Consider the following 23,434-nt stretch of genomic DNA (forward strand, 5'->3'; position numbering starts at 1 on the left):
CTAGAATATAGCCTATCGGCCCATCTGCGGCTAGAAGCCCCGCCCATGACCGCTCCTCAAAAGACCATGGCTGAATTGGCCGCCGAATACGGCCTGGCCCCGAATGAATATCAGGTCGTCCTCGACCGGCTGGGCCGCGAGCCCAACCATGTCGAACTGGGCGTCTTCTCGGTCATGTGGTCCGAGCACTGCTCGTACAAATCCTCCAAGATCCACCTGGGCAAGTTCCCCACCACCGGCGACCGCGTCATCTGCGGCCCCGGTGAGAACGCCGGGGTGATCGATATCGACGACGGCGACGCCTGCATCTTCAAGATGGAGAGCCACAACCACCCCTCCTACATCGAACCCTATCAGGGCGCGGCGACGGGCGTGGGCGGCATCATGCGCGACGTCTTCACCATGGGCGCCCGCCCGGTGGCCCTGCTGAACGCCCTGCGCTTCGGCGACCCGTCGCACGAGAAGACCAAACGCCTGGTCAAGGGCGTCGTCTCCGGCATCGGCGGCTACGGCAACTGCGTCGGCGTTCCGACCGTGGCGGGCGAGACCAATTTCCACGCCGGCTACAACGGCAATATCCTGGTCAACGCCATGTGCGTCGGCCTGGCCAAGGCCGACAGCATCTTCTATTCGGCCGCCCCCTCAGCCGGCCTGTCGGTGGTCTATTTCGGCTCCAAGACCGGCCGCGACGGCATCCACGGCGCGACCATGTCCTCGGCCGAGTTCGACGATGAGTCGGAATCGAAACGCCCCACCGTCCAGGTCGGCGACCCCTTCGCCGAGAAGCTGCTGATCGAGGCCACCCTCGAACTGATGGCCTCGGGCGCCGTCGCCGCCATCCAGGACATGGGCGCGGCGGGCCTGACCTCCTCCTCGGTCGAAATGGCCGGCAAGGGCGGCGTCGGCATCGAGCTGAACATGGACGCCGTGCCCCAGCGCGAAGAGGGCATGACCGCCTATGAGATGATGCTGTCGGAAAGCCAGGAGCGGATGCTGGCGGTCCTCAAGCCCGGCCGTGAGGCCGACGGCGAACGCATCTTCAAGAAATGGGGCCTGGACGCCGCCACCATCGGCGTCACCACCGACACCGGCCGTCTGGTGCTGAAGCATCACGGCGAGACCGTGTGCGACGTGCCTTTGGCGCCCCTGTTCGACGACGCCCCCCTGTACGACCGCCCCTGGGTCCAACCGGAGCTGCAACCCAAGCTGAACCCCGCCGACGTCCCCGCGCCTGAGAACTGGGCCGATGCGGTGATGAAGGTGATCGCCTGCCCCGACATGGCCTCCAAGCGCTGGATCTGGGAACAGTACGACCGCCACGTCATGGCCGACACGCTTCAGGACTCGGCCACCGGCGCCGACGCCGGCGTGGTCCGCGTCCACGGCACGGACAAGGGGCTGGCTGTGACCAGCGACTGCACCCCCCGCTATGTCCAGAACGACCCCTATGAGGGCGGGAAACAGGCCGTGGCCGAGGCCTGGCGCAACCTGACCGCCGTCGGCTCGCGCCCCATCGCCATCACCGACAATCTGAACTTCGGCAATCCGCAGCGCCCCGAGATCATGGGCCAGATCGTCCGCGCCATCGACGGCATGGCCGAGGCCTGCCGCGAGCTGTCCTTCCCCGTCGTCTCGGGCAACGTCAGCCTGTATAACGAGACCAACGGCGTCGCCATTCCGCCCACCCCGACCGTCGGCGCCGTGGGCCTGCTGCCCAACTATGACGTGGTCACCAACTTCTCGACCATGGCCGCGGGCGACACCCTGGTCCTGATCGGCCAGACCGTCGGCGAACTGGGCGCCTCCATCTATCTGCGCGAGGTCCTGGGCCGCGAGGACGGCGCCCCGCCCCCCGTCGATCTGAAGCTGGAAAGGAAGACCGGCGACTTCGTCCGCGACCTGATCGAGGCCGGCGACCTGACCGTGGTCCACGACCTTAGCGACGGCGGCCTGATCGGCGCCGCCGCCGACCTGGTCCTGGCCTCCGACGTCGGCGTGACCCTGGACGCCTCCAGCGCGGCCCACGCCCACATCTTCCTGTTCGGCGAGGATCAGGCCCGCTACCTGGTCGCAGTCCCCGACGCCGACGCCCTGATCGCCAAGGCCCAGGCCGCCGGCCTGCACGCCTCGGTCGTCGGTCAGGCCGGCGGCGACGCCTTCGCCTCCAAGGGCGACAAGGGCGAGCTGTTCAGCATCCCCGTCGCCCACCTGCGCGAATGGCACGAAGGCTGGATGCCGGGCTGGTTCGGCGACGCCGCATGATCCGCGCCGCCCCGCCGATCGCGCTGCTCCTCGTGCTAGGGGCCTGCGACGGCGGCGGCGATCCGGTGCAGCAGGCGCTGCGTGAAGCGTCGGCCGCCAACCAGGCGGCTGCGACCCGCACCACGGCCGAAATGCAGGCGGCGGCCCAGACCGCGGATCAGACTGCGGATCAGGCCTATGTCGCCAAGATGATCGCCAACCACGAAAGCGCCGTCGCCACGGCCCGGGTCGCTCTGCGCGACAGCCGCGATCCGGAAATCCGGCGCATGGCCCAGAGCGTCGTGGATGCCCAGACGCGCGAGATCGCCGAGCTGAAGGCCTGGGCGCCGACCGTCGCTCCGGCGAACTGAGCATGGCTAAGGGATCCTATCTCGGCGGCGGAAAACGGGCGGGTTCCCCCAAAGCCAAAGCGACGCCGACTGGACGCTCTCGGGAGCGGACGCCGGAGCGGCCTGTCGGACGCTCGCAGTCCAAGCCTTCACAGATCACCAGAGACGAACTGAAACACTTCGCCTTTCGTGATCGATCCAAGGAGGCGTTCCTGGATGAGCTCGACCCTCTGCTCCGTGCCTGTTTCAAGAGCGGCTTCACCAGGCCCAACGAGGTCGCCGGCCTGCTGAACAAGGCGGGAAAGAAAACCGCCTGCGGCCAACCGTGGACGCCTCACCTTGTCTGGGGTCTTCAACGCTTTCTGTTCGAGCGGCGCGAAAAGAAGAGGGCGTCTCAAACGGCTCCAGCGGCGCCGTCGGCCCCTGTTTCGAAGCCCGCGACCTCAAGCCAACGCGCGAAGGATCTGGCCGCTGAAGACATGGCGCGACTGCTGGGCGCCATCGACAGGACGTCGCCTTCTCGTTGACGTCGTGCTGGTCCACTATGCTTCATGAACGCACGCACCAGATCGAGCGTTTACGGACCCGCGCCTGGCTGACGGGCGATTTGCATAGGAGCGTCTTATGGACGCGACGACGGCCGACACCATCTTCCGCCCCGCCATACCGCCTCGACGGACGGGCAAGCCCCTGTCGCTGCTGCCCTTCCTCTGGATCAGTTGGCGCGACCCCCTCCGTATGTGGTCCGAGCGGCACTTCACCGAGCCGCAACTGCACGGCAACAGCGCCTTCGGCGAGATCCTGGTGGTCAGCCACCCCGAGGGCGTCCGCCACGTCCTGACCGAGAACGCCGCCAACTATGAAAAGGGCGACCTGCAACGCCGCGTCCTGGGGCCCATGCTGGCCGAGGGCCTGCTGCTGACCGAGGGCGACGTCTGGCGCCGCGCCCGCCGCATCCTGGCCCCCCTGTTCACCCCGGCCAAGATGGCGACCCTGAACGCCCGCATGGCCGAGGTCTGCCAGGCCCGCGTCGCCGGCTGGTCCCTGTCGCCGCGCGGGCGGGTGCTGGACATCGACTCCGAAATGTCCGGCCTGACCTTCGACATCCTGTCCGCCACCATGTTCTCGGACGAGTTGGGCGGCGAGGCGCGCGGCTTCGAGCGCGCCCTGAACCAGTTCCTGGCCAATGGCGCCCGCATTGATCCGCTGGACGTCCTGGGCGCGCCGGACTGGGCCCCGCGCCTGGGCCGCCTGGCCAGTTTCCGCTCGGCCCGCTTCTTCGAACAGCGCGTCACCAAACTGGTCGAGGCCCGCCGCGCCCGCATCGAATCCGGCGACGCCCCGCCCGAGGACCTGCTCAGCGCCCTGCTGCTGGCCCGCGACGAGAACGGCGGCCCCGGCTTGAGCGACGAAGAGGTCGCCGCCAACATCCTGACCTTCATCCTGGCGGGGCACGAGACCACGGCCCGCGCCCTGGGCTGGACCCTGCACCTGCTGTCGCGCCAGCCCGAATACCTGGCCCGCCTGCAAACCGAGGCCGACGCCTTCGACGTCTCCGACCCCAAATGGGCCGACGCCCTGCCCTGGACCCGCGCCGTTCTGGACGAGACCATGCGCCTGTTCCCGCCCGCCCCGACCATGGCCCGCAAGGCCCTGGCCGACGACGAGATCGGCGGCCAGCCGATCAAGGCCGGCGCCACCGTCATCATCTCGCCGTGGATCCTGCAGCGCCACAGCCTGCTGTGGGACGACCCCGACGCCTTCAGGCCGGAACGCTTCCTGCCGCAGAACCGCAAGTCCATCGACCGCTACGCCTACATCCCCTTCAGCGCCGGTCCCCGCGTCTGCATCGGCGCCGCCTTCGCCATCCAGGAGGCGGTGATCGCCCTGGCCTCCATCCTGCGCGCCGCCGAGATCGAGCCCGTCACGATGATCGAACCCCGGCCGGTGCATCAGATCACCCTTCGCAGCCGCGAGGCGATGCGGTTGCGGCTGCGGGCGCGCAGACGCTGACGATTTCGGCGACGGATTTCCCGACCTGGAGCGTTTGACAGTCGGTCTCGCCGATCAGGCGAGCCCTCGCTGGCTAATTATCTCCGGGGATCATCGCGCTGCGCACCGCCATTCTGCTGCCTCCGGGCTCGCTCTTCTCCGAGGCCCGCCCCAACTCCATGGAGACGGTCGTGCGCACTCTCGCCCTCTTCAACGGAGACGCAGACACGCGAATTTTCTGCCTGGAGGGCGCCCTGGATCATAATGCGCCGGGCATGGTGACCACCCTGCCGCGCCGCAATACACAGCAAGGTCTCATCGACGCCTTGCGCGATTTCGGGCCGGATCTGATCGAACACCACCAGCAGGTGAAACAGGCCCTGTCCGTATCGTCACGCTTCCCCCAGGCCGTCCATGTTCTTTATCGGCATAATGCGCTGAAGCCTGCGCGCCATCGGATCGACCGTTGGCGCTACGCGGCCCGATATGGCCGAATGGACGGCTTCATCTTCGTCAGCGCCGCCGAGCGGAACGCCTTCGCCCGCACCTATCCCCGCCTGGCCGACCGCGCCTACGCCCTGCCCAACCCCATCGACGCGGCCGCCTGGTTCGCCTCACCCGACGACCGGCAGCGGGTGATCGCCTTCGCCGGTCGGGCCATGCCGGAGAAGGGTCTGGACGTCCTGTGCGCCGCCCTGCCCGCCGTACTCGACGCCCACCCCGACTGGCGTGCGGTGCTGATGCTGAACGACTGGGACAGGCACGCCGCCTGGGCCGGGCCCCACCTCGCCCCGCTTGAGCGATACGGCGCCCGGGTCGCCGTCCTGCATTCGGCGCCGCTGTCGGAGGTGCGCGACATCATGAAGACCGCCGCCATCGCCCTGACCCCCTCGGTCTGGGACGAACCCTTCGGCCTGACGGCGGTCGAGGCCCATGCGGCGGGCGCGGCCCTGATCTCGTCCGGCCGGGGCGGCCTGCGCGAGGCCAGCGGCGACCACGCCCTCTATGTCGACGAGATCACGCCCGAAAGCCTGGCCGAGGCGATGGAGCGCCTGATCCGCAACCCGGATGAACGCACAGCCCTGGCCCGCGCCGGACAGCGTCATGTGATGGACGTCCACTCACCCCGACAACGGTCCGCCGAACTGAAGCAGATCCGCAAGGCGGTCGTCCTGTCGGGACGTCGCCTCGCCGCCTGACGCCCAAGGCGGCGTGCCGAGCCCCGGCGGATGCGGATACGGCTGGAAAATCTGTCACATCGCGGCGATAGAGCCGGGCTCCAGTTCGGGGATTTTCGATGACCACGCTCGCCCTCTCCCGCCGGTCCATGCTCGCCGCCTTCGGGGGCGGCCTGGCCCTGTCGAACACCGGCCCCGCCCTGGCCCAGGCCGTCTTCGACGTGAACCCCTTCCGGCTGGGCGTGACCGCAGGCGACCCCCTGCCTGACGGCTTCGTCATCTGGACGCGTCTGGCCCCCGACCCTGTCGCCTACGGCTCGGGCATGCCCAAGGCGCCCGTCGCAGTGAAATGGGAAGTCGCCGCCGACCGCGGCTTCAACACCGTTGTCCGGTCCGGCGAGGCGGTCGCCCGGCCCGAACTGGGTCACTCCGTCCATGTCGAGGTCGAGGGACTGGAGCCCGCCCGCCTCTATTTCTACCGCTTCCAGTGCGGGACCGAGCGCAGCGGCGTCGGCCGCGCCAAGACCGCCCCCCTGGCCGGCGACGCCGTCTCGGCCGTCCGCTTCGGCGTCGCCGGCTGCCAGGCCTATGAGAGCGGCTACTACACCGCCCACCGCAAGATGGCGGAAGAGGATCTGGATTTCATCTTCTGCTACGGCGACTACATCTACGAAGGCCGGGGCAACCCGATCTACCAGTCGGGTTCAGGCCCGCAGGACAACACCCGCGTCCACCTGGGCGGCGAGATCTACAGCCTCGACGACTATCGCCGCCGCTACTCCCAGTACACGATGGACACGGATCTTCAGGCCTCGCGCGCCTCGGCGGCCTGGTTCTGCACCTATGACGACCATGAGGTCGACAACAACTGGGTCGGCGACATCGATCAGGACGGCGCGCCGCCTGAAGTCTTCCTGCTGCGTCGCGCCGCCGCCATGCAGGCCTTCTACGAATTCATGCCGATGCGGAAGTCGGCCTTCCCGCGCGGCGCGGGCATGCAGGCCTATCGCCGGGCCCAGTACGGCGACCTGCTGGACATCGCCTTCCTCGACACCCGCCAGTACCGCACGGACCAGCCCTGCGGCGACCGCTACAACGCCACCTGCCCCGGCATAGAGGCGACGACGGCCCAGGTGCTGGGCGACGCCCAGGAGGCCTGGCTGCTGACCAATCTCGACCGCTCGAAGGCGCGCTGGAAAGCCCTGGCCCAGCAGGTCATGATGATGGACCTGAACCGCAACACCTCGGGCGGCCAAGGGGTCAACACCGACAGCTGGGCCGGCTATCGCGTGCCCCGCAACCGCCTGCTGCGCCACATCCGCGACCGCCGCATCGACAATGTCGTGGTCCTGACCGGCGACGAGCATCAGAACTACGCCGGCGGCCTGTGGCTGGACGGCAGCCAGCCCGAGGGCGCCCCCATCGCCGTCGAATTCGTCGGCACCTCGATCAGCTCCGGCGGCGACGGCTCGGACCGCGGCTCCGACTACGACCGCTTCCTCTCGGCCAATCCCCAGCTGAAGTTCCGCAACACCCAGCGCGGCTATCTGATCTGCGAGGCGACCCCGAACCTCTGGACCACCCAGTTCAAGGTCCTGGACAAGGTCTCGACCCGCTCCGGCGCGCTGACGACCCGTCAGACCTTCGCGGTCGAGGCGGGCTCGAACACCCTGACCACGGCGTGATGACCTCGCATAGGCTGTAGCCTATGGACAGGATATAGCCTCGAGGCTATATAAAGACATGCCATGGGCCGTCAGCAACCATGATGACTTCGACCCGGAGTTCGACGCCCTCCCCGTCGAAGTCCAAGACGAGCTTCTGGCGATGACGGCGCTCCTGGAAATCTATGGACCGGGTCTGGGCCGACCCCACGCCGACACCCTGACCGGGTCAAGGCACGCCAACATGAAGGAACTTCGGTTCAAGGCGGCGGACGGGGTCTGGCGGGTGGCGTTCGCATTCGATCCGGCGCGGCAGGCGATCCTGCTGGTGGCCGGCGACAAGGCGGGCGTGGCCCAGAAACGGTTCTACAAGGGGCTGATCGCCAAGGCGGACAGCCGGTTCACCAGCCATTTGAAGGCGTTGAAGGAGACATAGGATGGGTCGCACGCGCGAAGAGATCATGGCTGCGCTGCCCGAGGCCCGCCGGGCGCGCATCAACGCCCGCGCCGCCGAACTCGTGGGCGAAGTGGAAGGCCTGAAGGCGTTGCGCGAGCTGGCCGAACGCAGCCAGGAGCAGATCGCTCAGGCGCTTGGAGTCAAACAGCCTTCGGTGCTCAAGATGGAACGCCAGGCCGATCTCTATCTGTCCACCCTGCGCCGGTTCGTCGAAGCGGCCGGCGGAACCCTTGAACTGCGCGTCGAACTGCCTGGAAAGGGCGTCCTGCACCTCACAGGCATGGGCGACATCACCCACTGAGTAAGGATCCGCCTCGCCCAGGAGAGTGCGGCGACTTCTCCCTTGCAGATTAGAGAACCGGCACCGCCTGGCTCAACCGTCCGCCGACCCGGATCGGCTCGACCCGCGTCGCCAGCCCGGTCTTGTCGTCGGTTTCGACAAACACGCCGCACACCGTCGCCGGACCGGACGCCGGCATGTAGCGCCCGCCCGAGATCCGGGTGGTGAAGCGGCGCAGCGGCTCTTCCTTCTCGTTGCCGATGACGCTGTCATAGTCGCAGCAGCCGCCGGCGTCGGTCTGATAGGCCGTGCCGCCGGGCAGGATCTGGCAGTCGGCGGTCGGGACGTGGGTATGGGTGCCGACCACCAGCGAGGCGCGGCCGTCGCAGAAATGGCCCATGGCCATCTTCTCGCTGGTCGCCTCGCAGTGCATGTCCACGATCACCGCATCGGCCACGGCCCCCAGGGGCGCGGCCGCCAGCTCGCGTTCGACGGCGCCGAACGGATCGTCCATCGGGTCCATATGCACCCGGCCAAGCACATTCATCACCAGGACGGTGCGGCCCGAATGGGTCTCGAACAGATTGGCCCCGGCGCCCGGCGCATCCATCAGGCGCGGATAGTTGGCCGGCCGGATCAGCCGCGGCTCGCGCACGATATAGGTCAGGGCCTCGCGCTGATCCCACGAGTGGTTGCCCAGGGTCAGGCAGTCGGCGCCCGCCATGAACAGCTCGCGCGCCGTATTCTCGGTGATGCCGAAACCGCCCGCAGCGTTCTCCGCATTCACCACCACGAAGTCCAGCTTCAGGTCGCGCTTCAGGCCCGGAAGATGATCGCTGATCCCGTCACGGCCGGACTTGCCGATGACGTCGCCGAAGAAGGCCAGTCTCATTCGTGTACGCCTTTACTAGGATCCGACCAGTGCTCGACCCTGAGGCCGGCTACACGCTCGAATTCGCCGATGTTGCGGGTGACCACGGTCAGTCCCTGGCTGCGGGCGTGGCCCGCGATCTGATAATCATAGGGTCCAATGGGCCGCCCTTGGCGCTCCAGCACGGCGCGGATTTCCGCCGTGTGGCGCGCGGCGTCCTCATCGAACGGAAGAATTTCCAGACGCGCCAGAAACGCCTCCAGCAAATCGCGTCGGCGCGGGTCGGCCAGCTTGTTCGGGCCGACCGCCAATTCCATGACGACCACCGTCGAAACATGCAACGGCGCCTGTTCGCTCTTCAGACGATCATTCAGCGCAGCGCTGCGGCCCCGCAGAATTTCGATACAGATGCTGGTGTCCAGCATGAAGCCGGTCACCACTCCTCCCGCTTCTGCATCTCAGGCTGATCCCGATCCGGCCAGTCTGGAATGCCGGGCCGGTCGAAGAAGTCATCCCACAGGGCGTTGACCGGCACCAGGCGCAGGCTCTTGCCCTCTTTGATGACGCGCAGCTCTTTCACGTCATCCGGAAAGGCGGCCGCCTTGGGCAGGCGCACAGCCTGCGAGCGGTTCGACTTGAAGACTGTGGCTTTCAGCGGCGGGCTCATGAGTTCGCTATCGGCCCGACTAACGTATATGTCAATGGGATATGCCGAAATCCCGATACCCCGCCTCGGTCAGCACCCCGTGCAGCCGCATGTCGTGCGCCTCCAGGCTCAGCGCCTCGACCGCCTGTCCCGCATAGGCGAAGCCGACCCGGATCACCTCGGGCCGCGCCGCAAAGGTGCGGTCGTAAAACCCGCCGCCCTGCCCCAGCCGTCCGCCGACCGCATCGAACGCCAGCAGTGGCGTCAGGATCAGATCCGGCTCCAACACCTCGGCCAGCGGCAGGGGCGCGGGGCAACCTGCGGCGTCCATCTCCAGCGGCTCGCCCGGCGACCAGGCGCGAAAGATCATCGGCGCATCCCGTTCCAGCACCACCGGCAGGCACAGCCGCCGCCCCGCAGCCTCCAGCGCCACGGCCAGGGCCTCAGCGTCCAGTTCGGACCCCATGGCGCTGTACAGGGCCACCACCTGCCCCGGCGGCAGGGCCTCGGCATGGTCGGCGGCGCGCCGGGCGGCCATCGGATCGGCCTCGGCCAGAGCCTTTCGCCGCGCGCGGGCGGCCGCCCGGAGTTCATGCTTCTCAAGGGTCATGCCGCGGGCTTACACGCCCCATCCGGTTCCGCACAGAGACCATGCCCCTCGCATGCCGGACTCGCTCAAACAGCGAGCGACCGCGTCGCGAGCGGTAGCGACAAAAATCGCTGAAGCAGCGAGCCGCCGCGCGGCGAGCGATAGCGCAAAAAAGAGAGAGGTTGGCGGCGCCGCAAGAACCGTGAAGGGCGTTTAAATCCTCTCGAACCTGGGTAGCCAGGTGGGCTCCATATGCCCAGGCCCTCGAGCCCGGACAGGGACAGATCCCTTTGAGTGAATTAAGGTCGCGAGGAAATGTATGCCTTCGACGAGGGCCGCAGCAGGACCCGCCATCAAACAAGATAGGCGCTGCGCCCCGCCTTCTCAAGCGCCGTGATCAGATCGACCGTGATCAGATAGATTGGGCGATCTTCTCGATCCGCGCGGCCACGGCGTTCAGCGCCTCGGCCACCCCGTCGCTGGTCGGCGGCGCGGCGGCTGTCTGCGGCGCAGGACCCCCGCCCCCGTTCAGGCGCGCCTCGTGCAATTCGTCCGACAGGATCAGGGCCGACATCAGGAACAGCCGCAGGTCCCCCACATGACCCACGTCCTGGGCCACCTGGCGCACCTGATTGTCGAATTGTTTGGCCAGGATGCGGACCCGCTCCTCCTGCCCGTCGGCGCAGCCCACCGCATAGGGTCGGCCGTTCACCTCCACCGTCACCGTCGCCATCAGCGGGCCTCGCTTTCGGTCTCTTCGTCGTCCTGATCCAGCACCTCGCGCACGGCGGCGGCCGCCCGGGCCAGGGCCTGCGACGCCTCGCGCCCGGCCACCTCCAGCTCGGCCACCCGCGCCGCATCCGCCCCGTTCCCGGCTCGGGGCGCGAACAGGTCGTCGTCGGCGATCGCCGGCGCGGAGGCCGGGCGAGCCTTCAGCTCCAGGATCTTGCGTTCAAGTTCGGCCAGGGCCCGGTCGATACGGGCCCGTGCGGCCGTGGTGGCGTCTGCCATCGGTCGCTCCTTGTAAATTCCGTATAGAACCCGAGGACGCGCCGGGGTAAAGCGGCGCGCCCCTGAATTTCCGCTTCCGCCGAAAGGTCTTCCCTCGTGACCGACGTCAAATCCGCCCCCAAGGCCACGCCCCAGCAGATGGCCAACGCCATCCGCGTCCTCGCCATGGACGGCGTCGAACAGGCCAAGTCGGGCCACCCCGGCATGCCCATGGGCATGGCCGACGTCGCCACGGTGCTGTTTTCGAAGTTTCTGAAGTTCGACGCCAGCCGCCCCGACTGGGCCGACCGCGACCGCTTCATCCTGTCGGCGGGCCACGGCTCGATGCTGATCTACGCCCTGCTGCACCTGACCGGCTACAAGGCCGCGACTAAGGAAGAACTGTCCAACTTCCGCCAGTGGGGCTCCAGGACCGCCGGTCACCCGGAATACGGCCACATGCCCGGCGTCGAGGTCACCACCGGCCCCCTGGGCCAGGGCCTGGCCACCTCGGTCGGCTTTGCGATGGCCGAGCGTCACCTCGCCGCCAAATACGGCGAGGACCTGGTCGACCACCGCACCTGGGTCGTCGCCGGCGACGGCTGCCTGATGGAAGGCGTCAGCCAAGAAGCCATCGCCCTGGCCGGCCGCTACAAGCTGAACAAGCTGACCGTCCTGTGGGACGACAACGAGATCACCATCGACGGCAAGGTCTCCCTGTCCGACACGACCGACCAGAAGGCCCGCTTCAAGGCCGCCGGCTGGGCGGTGAAGGCCATCGACGGCCATGACATGGACGCGATCAAGTCCGCTCTCAAATGGGCGACCCGCCAGGACAAGCCGACCCTGATCGCCTGCAAGACCAAGATCGGCAAGGGCGCCGCCACCATGGAAGGCAGCCACAAGACCCACGGCGCCGCCCTGGGCGCCGCCGAGATCGCCGCCACCCGCCTGGGCCTGGCCTGGGATCACGAACCCTTCGACATCCCCCAGACCATCGCCGACGCCTGGGCCAAGGTCGGGCGTCGCGGCGCCAAGGACCGCAAGAAGTGGGAGGCCCGCCTCGCCGCCTCCGGTCAGGCCGCCGACTTCACCCGCGCCATGAAGGGCGACCTGCCCGAGGGCGCCTTCGACGCCCTGAACGCCAAGATCGCCGAACTGATCGAGACCCAGCCCGCCCAGGCCACGCGCCAGTCCTCGGGCGCCGCCCTGGACCAGGTCTTCGCCGCCATCCCCGAACTGATCGGCGGCTCGGCCGACCTGACCGGTTCGAACAACACCTTCGTCGCCGGCACCCCCATCCTGGACGCCCCGTCCTATGAGGGCCGCTACGTCAACTGGGGCATCCGCGAGTTTGGCATGGCCGCGGCCATGAACGGCCTGGCCCTGCACGGCGGGGTCATCCCCTACGGCGGCACCTTCATGGTCTTCTCGGACTACAGCCGCCCGGCCATCCGTCTGGGCGCCCTGATGGGGGTCCGCGCCATCCACGTCCTGACCCACGACTCCATCGGCCTGGGCGAGGACGGCCCCACCCACCAGCCGGTCGAACACCTGGCCGCCCTGCGCGCCATCCCCAACCTTCTGGTCTTCCGCCCCGCCGACACGGTCGAGGCCATGGAATGCTGGAAGATCGCGCTGGAGACCAAGACCGCCCCCTCGGCCATGGCCCTGTCGCGCCAGAAGACCCCGGCCGTCCGCACCGTCGCGGGCACGGAAAACCTGTCCGCCAAGGGCGCCTATGAGATCAAGCCCGCGTCGGGCGAGGCCAAGGCCACCCTGTTCGGCACCGGCACGGAACTGGCCCTGGCCCTGAAGGCCGCCGAAACCCTCGAGGCCGAAGGCGTCCCGACCCGCGTCGTCTCCGTCCCCTGTGTCGAACTGTTCGAACAACAGGACGCCGCCTACCGCGCCTCGGTCATCGGCCGCGGCACGATCCGCGTCGCCGTCGAGGCCGCCATCAAACAGGGCTGGGAAGGCTTCATCGGCGAAGACGGCGCCTTCATCGGCATGACCGGCTTCGGCGCCTCGGCCCCCGCCGAAGTCCTCTACGACAAGTTCGGCATCACCGCCGACGCGGTGGTCGCGGCGGTCAAGGCCCGGCTCTAACCCCTCTCACCTCCCTCTCCCTCTGCGGGAGAGGGAGACCGCGCACGGCGGCGAAGCCGTCGTCCTGGCGCGGTCGGGCGAGGGGTCGCACCGACCGCAAAAGTCCAACATCCACCGACCCCTCATCCGGCCCTCCGGGCCACCTTCTCCCGCAGGGGGAGAAGGGACGTTGGAGCAGACGATGAATCTCGGCACCCCCCTCTCCGACACCGCCATCCGCGTCATGCTCCTCGGCTCGGGCGAACTGGGCAAGGAGGTCGCCATTGAGCTTCAGCGGCTCGGCGTCGAGGTGATCGCCGTTGATCGCTATCCCAACGCCCCCGCCATGCAGGTCGCGCATCGCAGTCACGTCATCCCGATGACCGATCCCCAGGTGCTGAACGGCGTCATCCTGGCCGAGGCCCCGCACATCATCGTGCCCGAGATCGAGGCCATCGCCACCGAGGTCCTGGCCGATATCGAGGCCGCCGGCCTCGCCGTCGTCATCCCCACCGCCCGCGCCGTGCAACTGACCATGAACCGCGAGGGCATCCGCCGCCTCGCCGCCGAAGAGCTGGGCCTGCCCACCAGCCCCTACGCCTTCGCCGGTTCGGCCGAGGAACTGGCCGCCGGCGCCGAGACCGTCGGCTACCCCTGTTTCGTCAAGCCGGTCATGTCCTCGTCCGGCAAGGGGCAGTCCTTCGTCGAAAGCCGCGACGAAATCGCCGACGCCTGGACCTATGCTCAGGATAGCGGCCGTGTCGCCGGCGCCCGCGTCATCGTCGAGGGCCGCATCGACTTCGATTTCGAGATCACCCTGCTGACCGTCCGCTCGCGCGCCGCCGACGGCTCGACCCGCACCGACTTCTGCGCCCCCATCGGCCACCGCCAGGTCAAGGGCGACTATGTCGAGAGCTGGCAACCCCAGGCCATGACCCCCGCCGCCCTCGCCGCCGCGCAGGACATCGCCGGCAAGGTCACGGACGCCCTCGGCGGCCCAGACAACAAGGGATGGGGCGTCTTCGGCGTCGAACTCTTCATCAAGGGCGACCAGGTCTGGTTCTCCGAGGTCTCGCCCCGCCCCCACGACACCGGCCTCGTCACCCTGGCCAGCCAGACGATGAGCGAGTTCGCCCTCCACGCCCGCGCCATCCTGGGCCTGCCCGTGGACGTCACCCAGCGCGAGCCCGCCGCCAGCGCCGTCATCTACGGCGGCATGGAGGCGCAAGGCGTCGCTTTCGAAGGCGTCGCCGAAGCCCTGTCCGTCCCGACCGCCGACCTGCGCCTTTTCGGCAAACCCGAAGCCTTCGAGCGCCGCCGCATGGGCGTCGCTGTCGCCCGCGGCGCCGACACGGACCAGGCCCGCGAACGGGCGCGCGAGGCGGCGGGATGCGTGAAGGTGGTGCGGGGCTGACCTCACCGCCCCCTCCGTCACGGCGCTCTGCGCCGCGCCACCTCCCCCAAGGGGGGAGGAATGCGAACACCAAAATCCTCCCCCCCTGGGGGAGGTGGATCGCCGGCGAAGCCGGCGAGACGGAGGGGGCCCGAACGGCGCCAACTGTCACAATGACGCTGGTCTCACCCCAGCGATTCCAACTCCTTGCCAGATTCTCGTCCCGACTTCCCCGCCTGGGTTCGCCCACCCCCTATAATCACTCCCGGTCTCGTCTCTTGGAGGGCTCGTAAGGCCTGCGACCTTGTGGCGGCGGGAGCGGATGGAACGGGAGCGGGGGTGAAATCCCTCCGCGCCGACGGCGACACATGGTGCGCCGGCGGAGGGTCGAGGGGGATACTCGATCGCACTCGGGACGGTTCTTCGCAGGGACCGCCGACCCGTCGCAGGCTTATGGGGTTAGGCGATAAGACCGCCACCGCTCGGCGCCCCGAGCTTGCAGGCCAACCATTCGCGCGGGGCGTCAAACCTTCGTCGAAACGGTATTTCTAGATCAAACTCCGGGCGAAGGCCCGGCGCCCCGCCCAGCCCTTCATAACTTCGCAGCGAAAGCGCGTCGGCGCCTCCGCTCGCCCGCGTCACGGCGCGCAAAGAAAACCCCGGAATCAACACTGCCTTAACCGTAAGGATTCACCATGCCCGTCTCACTGTTCCGAGGCCGCGTTGCATGTCCGATCTGAAGCTCCCCACCCTGGATAAGCCCACCCTGGCTAAGGACGTCATTCACCGTGGCGATTGCATCGCCGTGCTGAAAAGCCTGCCCGACGCCTCGGTCGACATGGTCTTCGCCGACCCGCCCTATAATCTCCAGCTGGGCGGCGACCTGCTGCGTCCCGACAATTCCAAGGTCGACGCCGTCGATGACGACTGGGACAAGTTCGACAGTTTCGCCGAATACGACACCTTCACCCGCGCCTGGCTGACCGAATGCCGCCGCGTGCTGAAGCCCGAGGGTTCGATCTGGGTCATCGGCTCCTATCACAACGTCTTCCGTCTCGGCGCGGCCATCCAGGACCTGGGCTTCTGGGTGCTGAACGACATCATCTGGCGCAAGTCCAACCCGATGCCGAACTTCAAGGGCACCCGGTTCACCAACGCCCACGAGACCCTGATCTGGGCCGCCCGCTCGCGCGAGCAGAAGCGCTACACCTTCAACTACGACGCCCTGAAGGCCTTCAACGAAGACACCCAGATGCGGTCCGACTGGACCTTCGCCCTGTGCACCGGCGAAGAGCGGATCAAGGACGCCGACGGCAAGAAGGCCCATCCGACCCAGAAGCCCGAGGCCCTGCTGCACCGCGTCCTGCTGTCGGCCACCCGCCCCGGCGACGTCGTGCTGGATCCCTTCTTCGGCACCGGCACCACCGGCGCCGCCGCCAAACGCCTGGGCCGCCACTACATCGGCATCGAGCGTGACGAGACCTACGCCGAGGTCGCCGAAACCCGCATCGCCTCGGTCATTCCCGCCAATCCCGAAGACCTGATGGTCATGGGCTCCAAGCGCGCCGAGCCCAAGGTGCCCTTCGGCGCCCTGGTCGAGGCCGGCCTGTTGCATCCCGGCGACCGCCTCTACTGCCCCAAGGGCGAGCGCGAGGCCCGCGTCCGCGCCGACGGCTCCCTGGTGTCCGGCTCCCTGACCGGCTCGATCCACAAGCTGGGCGCCCTGTTCGAGAACGCCCCCGCCTGCAACGGCTGGACCTACTGGCGCTTCAAGACCGACCAGGGCCTGAAATCCATCGACGCCCTCCGCGCCGAGGTCCGCGCCGGGATGCAATAGGCGGTGGCCTCAGATCAGGGCTGGTTCGCCGGCCCGATCCAGCGCCTTGGCGAAGACGGTGGGCAAGGCGACCCGCGCCGCGTCCAGCCCCAGCCACTGATAGTCGCCGGCCGGCCTGACATGGGCGACCCGCACCGTCAGGGTCAGGCTGAAATGGGTGAAGACATGCTCGACCGCCCCCGCCTCGCGCCAGTCGGCCGCGACCGGCGGCGTCGGATCGGGCGCGGCGCTCCAATCGCTGGTGGGCAGCCCCAGCATCCCGCCCAGCAACCCCTTGTCCGGCCGCCGCTCCAGCGCCACCTGTCCGTCGGGATCGATCATGACGAAGGCCACCCCCCGACGATGTGGACGCTCCGCCTTCTTGAGTTTTACCGGAAACCGCTCCGGCGCTCCGCTCGCCAGTCCCAGACACTGGTCCGCCGCCGGACACTGGCCGCACAGCGGCGAGTTGGGCCGACACACCGTCGCCCCCAGATCCATCAGCGCCTGAGCCCAATCGCCCGGCCGCTCGTCCGTCACGAACAGCCCCGCCAACCGCCTCAACTCGGGCCCCGCCGCCGGAACCGGGGTCTCGACCGCGAACAGCCGCGCCATGACCCGCTCGACATTGCCGTCCACCACATTGGCCGGGCGATCAAAGGCGATGGCCGCCACGGCCGCGGCCGTATAGGCGCCCACCCCCGGCAGGGCCAGCAAGCCCGCCTCCGTATCCGGAAACACGCCCCCATGCTCGCCCGCCACCGCCCGGGCGCAGGCCAGCAGATTGCGAGCCCGGGCGTAGTAGCCCAGCCCCGCCCAGGCGGCCATCACCTCGCCGTCCTCGGCCCCCGCCAGGTCCGACACCGTCGGCCAGCGGGCGGTGAAGCTCTGGAAATACGGCGTCGCATGCGGCGTCGTGGTCTGCTGCAGCATCACCTCCGACAGCCAGACCCGATAGGGATCGGTCCGCGCCTCCGCCCCCGGCGGCGCGCGCCACGCCAGACTGCGCGCATGCCGGTCGTACCAGGCCAGCAATTCGGAACGGATCAGAGAGACGTCGAGCATGAGATGGCGCTATATAGGCCCATGCGCCGCCCGCTGCCCACAGACGCCGAGGTCCGCGAGATCCTGTCGCGCCGCCGCACCCGCCCGGCGCCGCGCCCGGCCCCGCGCGCCGGCAAGGCCCTGACGCCGCTGATCAAGAAACTGGACGAGAAGTTCGGCCGCGGCGCCGGCGCGCTGGAGCCCCGCTGGCGCGAGATCGTCGGCGACCGCCTGGCCCGCGTCACCCGCCCCCAGAAACTGACCAAGGGCAAGGCCGGCCAGCCCGGCGTGCTCGAGCTGCGCGTCGCCGGCGCCGCAGCCCTTCTGGTCCAGCATCAGTCCGAAGACATCCTGGCCCGCGTGAACCTGTTCCTCGGCGCCGGTTCAGTCGATCGCCTCCGCATCGCCCAGGGCCCGGTCAAACCCCTGACCGAGGCCGCCGCCCGCCCCAAGCGCGCCGCCAAGCCCCCGCCCCTGGCCGCCGAGGCCGAGGCCGATCTGGCCGCCTCCATCGCCGACGTTCCCGACGAACTCCGCGCCGCCCTGGCCCGCCTGGGCCGCGCCACCCTGTCACGCTCGAACGACCGCGATTGACAAATCTTCGCCGCACCTGTTCTCGAATGATCAAGGTTGCGCTGTTCCCCGGGAATCGCGCGATCATCCGGCAACGCTCCGACCAAGGAAGTCCAATGGCCAATTTCGAAACCCGTTTCGCCCGCATGAGCCGCCGTGCGGCCATCACCGGCGCCGCCATGGCGACCATGGCCCTGGCCGCCTGCGGCGCCGGCGGCTCCAAGGGCGCGGCCGAGGGCGACATGGGCCTGGGCGCGGCGGAAGGCGCCAAGGTCACCGTGGTCGAATACGCCTCCGTCACCTGCCCCCACTGCGCCGTGTGGCAGGCCAAGACCTGGCCGGCGTTCAAGGCCAAGTACGTCGACACCAACAAGGTCCGCTACATCTTCCGCGAACTGCCGACCCCGCCGGTCGACGCCGCCACCGCCGGCTTCCTGGTCGCCCGCTGCGCCGGTCCGGACAAGTATTTCGACGTCATCCACCAGCTGATGGCCACCCAGCAGGAAATGCTGACCTCGTCGCCGCGCGACTGGCTGCTGCGCACGGCCCAGGCCGCCGGCCTGTCCGAGCAGCAGTTCAACGACTGCGTCACCGACAAGGAGGCCGTCGCCGCCATGGAGAAGCGCGTCCAGTTCGCCCAGGCCCAGGGCGTGACCGGCACCCCGGCCTTCTACGTCAACGACACCCAGGTCATCACCCCCGGCGGCGAAGGCGCAAGCCTGGCCGACCTGTCGACGGCCATCGACGCCGAACTGGCGAAATAAGCCATGATCCGGCGCGCCGTCCTCACCCTCGCCCTCCTGACCGCCACACTGGCGGGGCCGGCCTTCGCCGCCGAGCCCCCGCCGCCCGTGACGGCCCAGGATCATGTGCTGGGTCGGGCCGACGCGCCGGTGACGGTGATCGAATACGCCAGCTTCACCTGCTCGCACTGCGCCGACTTCCACAACGACGTTCTGCCGGCCTTCAAGGCCCGCTATATCGACACGGGCAAGGTCCGGCTGGTCCATCGCAACCTGCCGACCGCCCCGGCCAATGTCGCCGCCGCTGCTGCGGCCGTGGCCATCTGCGCCGCGCCCGGCCGCTATTTCGACGTGGCCGAGGTCTTCATGCGCGACCAGGCCAATCTGCGCACCACCGGCGCCAAGCCCTGGTTCGACGCCGGCCTGGCCGCCAGCGGCAAGACGCGCGAACAGATCGAGACCTGCCTCGGCGATCCCGCGACCGGCGCCGCGCTCCAGGCCCAGATCGAAGGCGCGCAGGAGGCCGGCGTGGCGGGCACCCCCAGCTTCTTCGTCAACGGCAAGCCCGTCGCCGACCACTCGCTGGAGGCCCTGTCGGCCGCCGTCGATCCGCTGCTGCGCCGGTAACCGCCAGGACCGATGCAATTCCAGCGCCTCCGGCTCGTCGGCTTCAAGTCGTTCGTCGATCCGGCGGAAGTGCACATCGAATCCGGCCTGACCGGCGTCGTCGGCCCCAACGGCTGCGGCAAGTCCAACGTCCTTGAAAGCCTGCGCTGGGTCATGGGCGCCAACTCGGCCAAGGCCATGCGCGGCCAAGGCATGGACGACGTCATCTTCGCCGGCGCCGCCGGCCGCCCGCCGCGCAGTCACGCCGAAGTCAGCCTGACCATCGACAACGCCCAGCGCCGCGCCCCCCAGCCCTTCACCGACAGCCCGGTGCTGGAGGTGTCGCGCCGCATCGACCGGGGCCAGGGCTCGACCTACCGGATCAACGGCAAGGAGGTGCGCGCCCGCGACGTCCAGCTGCTGTTCGCCGACGCCTCGACCGGCGCCAACTCCCCCGCTCTGGTCCGCCAGGGCCAGATCTCGGAACTGATCGCCGCCAAACCCCAGAACCGCCGCCGCATCCTGGAAGAGGCGGGCGGCGTCGCCGGCCTGCACACCCGCCGCCACGAGGCCGAACTGCGCCTGAAGGCGGCCGAGACCAATCTGGAACGCCTTGACGACATCGGCCGCGAGCTGGAGACGGCGCTGAACCGGCTGAGGCGCGAAGCCCGCCAGGCCGAGAAGTACAAGAAGATCTCCGCCGAAATCCGCGCCCTTCAGTCGGCGCTCCTCTACGTCCGCTGGAACGACGCCAGACTGGCGGCCGAGACCGCCGCCGAGGAACTGCGCGCCGCCGACCGCGCGGTGGCGGAAACGACGACCGCCGCCGCCGCCGCCCAGACCGCCGCCCTCGCCGCCCAAGAGGCGCTGAAGCCGGCGCGGGAGGAGGACGCCGTCGCCTCCGCCCTGCTGCACCGAGCCAGCCTGGAGCGCGACCGGCTCGACATGGCCGAACAGGCCGCCCGCGCCGAGGTGGACCGTCTCAAGGCCGAGGCCGCCCGCATCGCCGCCGACGCCGAGCGCGAGACCAATATGGCCGCCGACGCCCGGCGCGAACTGGACCGGCTGGACCAGGAACTGACCCGGCTCCAGGCCGAGATCGCCGCCGCCCCCGAACGCGGCCCCGAACTCGACAAGGCCCTGGCCGCCGCCGAAGAGGCCCGCAAGGCCGCCGACGCCGAGGTCGAACGCCTGGCCGCCGCCCTCGCCGCCGTCGAGGCCCGCGCCAATGCCGAGGCCGCCCGCCGCCGAGACGCCGAGACCCGCCTCACCCGCGTCGCCGCCCAGCGGGATCAGGCGCAGCGCGAACGCGACGCCCTGGGCCCGCTGGAAACGCCCGAGCTGGAGTCCGCCCGTCAGGCGCTGGAGACGGCCCAGACCGAACTGTCCGCCGCCCGCGAAGCCGTCGAGGCCGCTGAGGCCAAACGCGGCGACCTCGCCCGCGCCGAGCAAGAGGCCCGCACCGCCGCCCGGGCCGCCGAGGACCGGTTGGGCCGGCTCCAGACCGAGGCGCGCGGCCTGGCCCAGCTGCTGGTCGGCGGCAAGCGCGACCATCCCCCCGCCCTCGACAAGGTCCGCGCCGACCGGGGCTACGAGGCCGCCCTGGCCGCCGCCCTGGGCGAAGACCTCGACGCGGCCCTGGACGCCCGCGCCGCCGCCTACTGGGGCGGGGCCGATCCCCACCCGCCGGTCTGGCCCGCGGGGGTGGAGCCCCTGTCCGACCACGTCCAGGCGCCCGAGCAGTTGGCCGCCCGCCTGGTTCTGTGCGGCGTCGCCCCTCGCGCCCAGGCGGCCTATCTCGCTCGCACCCTGCCCGTCGGCGCCCGTCTGGCCACGCCCGAGGGCGACCTCTATCGCTGGGACGGTTTCGTCAGCCGCGCCGAGGCGCCCCGCCCCGCCGCAGTCCGTCTGGCCCAGCGCACCCGCCTGGCCGAGCTGGAAACCGAGATCGACAAGGGCAAGCCGGCGCTCGAACAGGCCCAGGCCCAGCAGAAGGGGGCGGCCGAGGCCTTCCGCGCCGCCGAGGAGGCGGTGAAGACCGCCCGCCTCAAACCCTTCGCCCTCGACAAGGCCGTGACCGCCGCCCGCGACCGCGTCGAAAGCCTGACCCGCGACCAGACCCGCCGCGAGGCCCGCGCCCAGGCTCTGGATGAGGCCCTGGCGCGTCTGGCGGCCGAGGTGGCCGAGGCCGAAGCCGCTCTGGCCGCCGCACAGACGGTCGAGGCCCCGTCCGAGACCCTGTCCGGCCTGCGGGACGATCTGACCGCCGCCCGCGCCGCCGCCGACGCCGCCCGCATCGCCGCCCAGACCGCCCGGTCGGACCGGGACGCCGAGGCCCGCGACCGCCAGGGCCGCGAACAACGCCTGGGCGGCCTGACCCGCGCCCGCGACGGCTGGATCGCCCGGTCCAAGGACAGCGGCGCCCGGGTCGCCGCCCTGACCACGGACGCCGAGCGAACCTCCGCACAGCTGAAACAGGCCGAGGTCGCGCCCCAGGGTTTCGCGGAACAGCGCACCAGGCTGCTCGACACCCTGACCGCCGCCGAACAGCGCAAACAGGCCTCGTCCGACGCCATGGCCACGGCCGAGACTGCTGCAAGCGAGGCTGATCGCGCCGCCCGCGCCGCCGACGCCGCCGCCTCCCAGGCCCGCGAAGCCCGCGCCGGTCTCGCCGCCCGCGCCGAGGCCGCGGCCGAGAAGCTGACCGAGGCCGAGACCACCGTCCGCGAAACCGCCCAGATGTCGCCGGAAGACCTGGCCCGCAAGCTGACCGACGAGGCCGTAGCCCGCCCGCCCGACGCCGCCGGGGCCGAGAGCCTGCTGTACGGGCTGGAGCGCGAACGCGAGGCCCTGGGCGCCGTCAACCTGCGGGCCGAGGACGAGGCGACCGAATACGGCGACCGACTGAACAGCATGAAGTCGGAACGGATCGACCTGACCCAGGCCATCGCCAAGCTGCGCGACGGCATCGACGAACTGAACGCCGAGGGCCGCGAACGGCTGGTCGCCGCCTTCGACGTCATCAACGCCAATTTCAAGGCCCTGTTCGAGGCCCTGTTCGACGGCGGCCAGGCCGAGCTGAAACTGGTCGAGAGCGACGATCCGCTGGAGGCGGGCCTGGAGATCTACGCCTGCCCGCCCGGCAAGCGGCTGTCGGTCATGAGCCTGATGTCGGGCGGCGAACAGGCCCTGACGGCGGCCGCCCTGATCTTCGGCGTCTTCCTGGCCAACCCCGCCCCCGTCTGCGTGCTGGACGAGGTGGACGCCCCGCTGGACGACGCCAACGTCGACCGGTTCTGCAAGATGTTGCACGAGATGCGCTCGCGCACGGACACCCGCTTCATCGTCATCACCCACAACCCCGTCACCATGAGCCGCATGGACCGCCTGTACGGCGTCACCATGCCCGAGCGCGGCATGAGCCAGCTGGTCAGCGTGGACCTGCACCAGGCGGAGAAACTGGTCGCATGATCCCCCTGCTGCTGGCCTTCCTGCTGACTGGAGCAGATCCTGAACTGGTCCCGACCGGCGTCGGCCGTTTCGCCGTCTATGCCGATGTCGCCTCCATCGAACGCACGGGCGACGTGGCCCATATGCGCGAGCTTCAGGTCACGGAGGCCGGGTTCAAGGTCGGGGACGTGACCTATGTCGGCGGCTGGTCGCGCTGGGCCTTCGATTGCCGCGCCGGCACGGCGGACCGGCTCGACTTCGCGTCCTTGAAAGCCGACAGAACCGAAGGCCCGGCGACGCCCGACCCCGCCCCGCCCTATGAAGCCGCGCCGGGCGGAGACGCGGCGGAACTGATGGCCGTGGCGTGCGGGGAGGCTGCTGCTCGCGAGACCCTCAGGCTGGACGAAGCGATCCTTCAGGGTCAAGCCGCGCTGAAGGATTGACCCCTTGCCTCTCCCTCCCC

Annotated in this window: 23 protein-coding genes and 1 other RNA gene; 16 read left to right on the forward strand and 8 right to left on the reverse strand. The window is 69.5% G+C overall.

The features are described 5' to 3' along the window. The first annotated feature begins 45 nt into the window (after positions 1–45). The 8 genes from purL to GYM46_RS03590 all read left to right on the forward strand — a co-directional run bounded on the left by purL (position 46) and on the right by GYM46_RS03590 (position 8,183). Positions 46–2,262, forward strand: a complete 2,217-nt coding sequence (gene purL, locus GYM46_RS03555; protein ID WP_008259717.1) for a phosphoribosylformylglycinamidine synthase subunit PurL — start codon at positions 46–48, stop codon at positions 2,260–2,262. Next, positions 2,259–2,612, forward strand: coding sequence for a DUF305 domain-containing protein (locus tag GYM46_RS03560; protein ID WP_008259316.1), 354 nt, complete (start codon positions 2,259–2,261; stop codon positions 2,610–2,612). Before purL ends, GYM46_RS03560 begins: the two co-directional genes overlap by 4 nt. A 2-nt stretch (positions 2,613–2,614) precedes the next feature. Further along, entirely contained in the window at positions 2,615–3,118 is a 504-nt protein-coding gene (locus GYM46_RS03565) for a hypothetical protein (protein ID WP_035308435.1), read from the forward strand. Between the two features lie 97 nt (positions 3,119–3,215). Continuing rightward, positions 3,216–4,604, forward strand: coding sequence for a cytochrome P450 (locus GYM46_RS03570; RefSeq protein WP_008261181.1), 1,389 nt, complete (start codon positions 3,216–3,218; stop codon positions 4,602–4,604). 170 nt (positions 4,605–4,774) lie between these two features. Further along, positions 4,775–5,782: a glycosyltransferase family 4 protein gene (locus tag GYM46_RS03575; RefSeq protein ID WP_232216209.1), complete on the forward strand. Its 1,008-nt coding sequence runs from the start codon at positions 4,775–4,777 to the stop codon at positions 5,780–5,782. Positions 5,783–5,880: 98 nt separating this feature from the next. Beyond that, positions 5,881–7,446 carry an alkaline phosphatase D family protein gene (locus GYM46_RS03580; protein ID WP_040349272.1) on the forward strand — a complete coding sequence of 522 codons (1,566 nt, stop codon included), beginning with the start codon at positions 5,881–5,883 and terminating at the stop codon, positions 7,444–7,446. A gap of 58 nt (positions 7,447–7,504) precedes the next feature. Then, positions 7,505–7,861, forward strand: coding sequence for a type II toxin-antitoxin system RelE/ParE family toxin (locus tag GYM46_RS03585; protein ID WP_008259953.1), 357 nt, complete (start codon positions 7,505–7,507; stop codon positions 7,859–7,861). A gap of 1 nt (position 7,862) precedes the next feature. After that, complete coding sequence (locus GYM46_RS03590) at positions 7,863–8,183, forward strand: XRE family transcriptional regulator (protein ID WP_008264199.1); 321 nt, start codon at positions 7,863–7,865, stop codon at positions 8,181–8,183. A 49-nt stretch (positions 8,184–8,232) separates the two neighbouring features. Here the strand turns inward: GYM46_RS03590 and GYM46_RS03595 are convergent, their stop codons facing one another. The 7 genes from GYM46_RS03595 to GYM46_RS03625 form a co-directional block, all read right to left on the reverse strand. Beyond that, positions 8,233–9,054 (reverse strand): TIGR00282 family metallophosphoesterase, encoded by an 822-nt coding sequence (locus GYM46_RS03595; RefSeq protein WP_008261349.1) that lies wholly within the window; start codon positions 9,052–9,054, stop codon positions 8,233–8,235. Then, positions 9,051–9,470, reverse strand: a complete 420-nt coding sequence (locus GYM46_RS03600; RefSeq protein ID WP_154726295.1) for a type II toxin-antitoxin system VapC family toxin — start codon at positions 9,468–9,470, stop codon at positions 9,051–9,053. The genes GYM46_RS03595 and GYM46_RS03600 overlap by 4 nt, the downstream gene beginning before the upstream one ends. After that, positions 9,467–9,700 carry a type II toxin-antitoxin system VapB family antitoxin gene (vapB, locus tag GYM46_RS03605; RefSeq protein ID WP_008264254.1) on the reverse strand — a complete coding sequence of 78 codons (234 nt, stop codon included), beginning with the start codon at positions 9,698–9,700 and terminating at the stop codon, positions 9,467–9,469. Before vapB ends, GYM46_RS03600 begins: the two co-directional genes overlap by 4 nt. 31 nt (positions 9,701–9,731) lie before the next feature. Continuing rightward, positions 9,732–10,289, reverse strand: coding sequence for a 5-formyltetrahydrofolate cyclo-ligase (locus GYM46_RS03610; RefSeq protein ID WP_008264368.1), 558 nt, complete (start codon positions 10,287–10,289; stop codon positions 9,732–9,734). A gap of 163 nt (positions 10,290–10,452) precedes the next feature. Further along, positions 10,453–10,615, reverse strand: a non-coding RNA gene (ssrS, locus tag GYM46_RS03615) — 6S RNA. 65 nt (positions 10,616–10,680) lie between these two features. Beyond that, positions 10,681–11,001 carry a cell division protein ZapA gene (locus tag GYM46_RS03620; protein ID WP_008263136.1) on the reverse strand — a complete coding sequence of 107 codons (321 nt, stop codon included), beginning with the start codon at positions 10,999–11,001 and terminating at the stop codon, positions 10,681–10,683. Continuing rightward, complete coding sequence (locus GYM46_RS03625) at positions 11,001–11,279, reverse strand: hypothetical protein (protein WP_008263869.1); 279 nt, start codon at positions 11,277–11,279, stop codon at positions 11,001–11,003. Before GYM46_RS03625 ends, GYM46_RS03620 begins: the two co-directional genes overlap by 1 nt. A 96-nt stretch (positions 11,280–11,375) precedes the next feature. Here GYM46_RS03625 and tkt point away from each other — a divergent pair, with 96 nt between their 5' ends. The 3 genes from tkt (at position 11,376) to GYM46_RS03640 (ending at position 16,576) form a co-directional block, all read left to right on the forward strand. Next, positions 11,376–13,367, forward strand: coding sequence for a transketolase (gene tkt / locus GYM46_RS03630; RefSeq protein WP_008262676.1), 1,992 nt, complete (start codon positions 11,376–11,378; stop codon positions 13,365–13,367). A 181-nt stretch (positions 13,368–13,548) separates the two neighbouring features. Further along, positions 13,549–14,760, forward strand: coding sequence for a formate-dependent phosphoribosylglycinamide formyltransferase (gene purT, locus GYM46_RS03635; protein WP_008261305.1), 1,212 nt, complete (start codon positions 13,549–13,551; stop codon positions 14,758–14,760). A 706-nt stretch (positions 14,761–15,466) separates the two neighbouring features. Further along, entirely contained in the window at positions 15,467–16,576 is a 1,110-nt protein-coding gene (locus GYM46_RS03640) for a site-specific DNA-methyltransferase (protein ID WP_008258856.1), read from the forward strand. 9 nt (positions 16,577–16,585) lie between these two features. Here GYM46_RS03640 and mutY read toward each other — a convergent pair whose 3' ends face one another. Beyond that, a complete protein-coding gene (gene mutY, locus GYM46_RS03645) occupies positions 16,586–17,620 on the reverse strand; it encodes an A/G-specific adenine glycosylase (protein WP_008262490.1) in 1,035 nt (344 codons plus the stop codon). Positions 17,621–17,641: 21 nt separating this feature from the next. Between mutY and GYM46_RS03650 the strand changes: the two genes are divergently transcribed. The 5 genes from GYM46_RS03650 (at position 17,642) to GYM46_RS03670 (ending at position 23,414) form a co-directional block, all read left to right on the forward strand. Continuing rightward, positions 17,642–18,193 (forward strand): DUF721 domain-containing protein, encoded by a 552-nt coding sequence (locus GYM46_RS03650; protein ID WP_008261212.1) that lies wholly within the window; start codon positions 17,642–17,644, stop codon positions 18,191–18,193. A gap of 95 nt (positions 18,194–18,288) precedes the next feature. Beyond that, positions 18,289–18,936: a DsbA family protein gene (locus tag GYM46_RS03655; protein WP_008261078.1), complete on the forward strand. Its 648-nt coding sequence runs from the start codon at positions 18,289–18,291 to the stop codon at positions 18,934–18,936. 3 nt (positions 18,937–18,939) lie between these two features. Further along, positions 18,940–19,542: a thioredoxin domain-containing protein gene (locus GYM46_RS03660; RefSeq protein ID WP_008261295.1), complete on the forward strand. Its 603-nt coding sequence runs from the start codon at positions 18,940–18,942 to the stop codon at positions 19,540–19,542. Positions 19,543–19,554: 12 nt separating this feature from the next. After that, positions 19,555–22,992 (forward strand): AAA family ATPase, encoded by a 3,438-nt coding sequence (locus GYM46_RS03665; protein ID WP_008263665.1) that lies wholly within the window; start codon positions 19,555–19,557, stop codon positions 22,990–22,992. Further along, the gene (locus GYM46_RS03670) at positions 22,989–23,414 is read left to right on the forward strand and encodes a surface-adhesin E family protein (protein ID WP_008260344.1); all 426 of its coding nucleotides are present in this window, start codon (positions 22,989–22,991) and stop codon (positions 23,412–23,414) included. Before GYM46_RS03665 ends, GYM46_RS03670 begins: the two co-directional genes overlap by 4 nt. Positions 23,415–23,434: the final 20 nt, after the last annotated feature.

This window comes from Brevundimonas mediterranea (assembly GCF_011064825.1).
In the GTDB taxonomy this organism is placed as follows: Bacteria; Pseudomonadota; Alphaproteobacteria; order Caulobacterales; family Caulobacteraceae; genus Brevundimonas; species Brevundimonas mediterranea_A.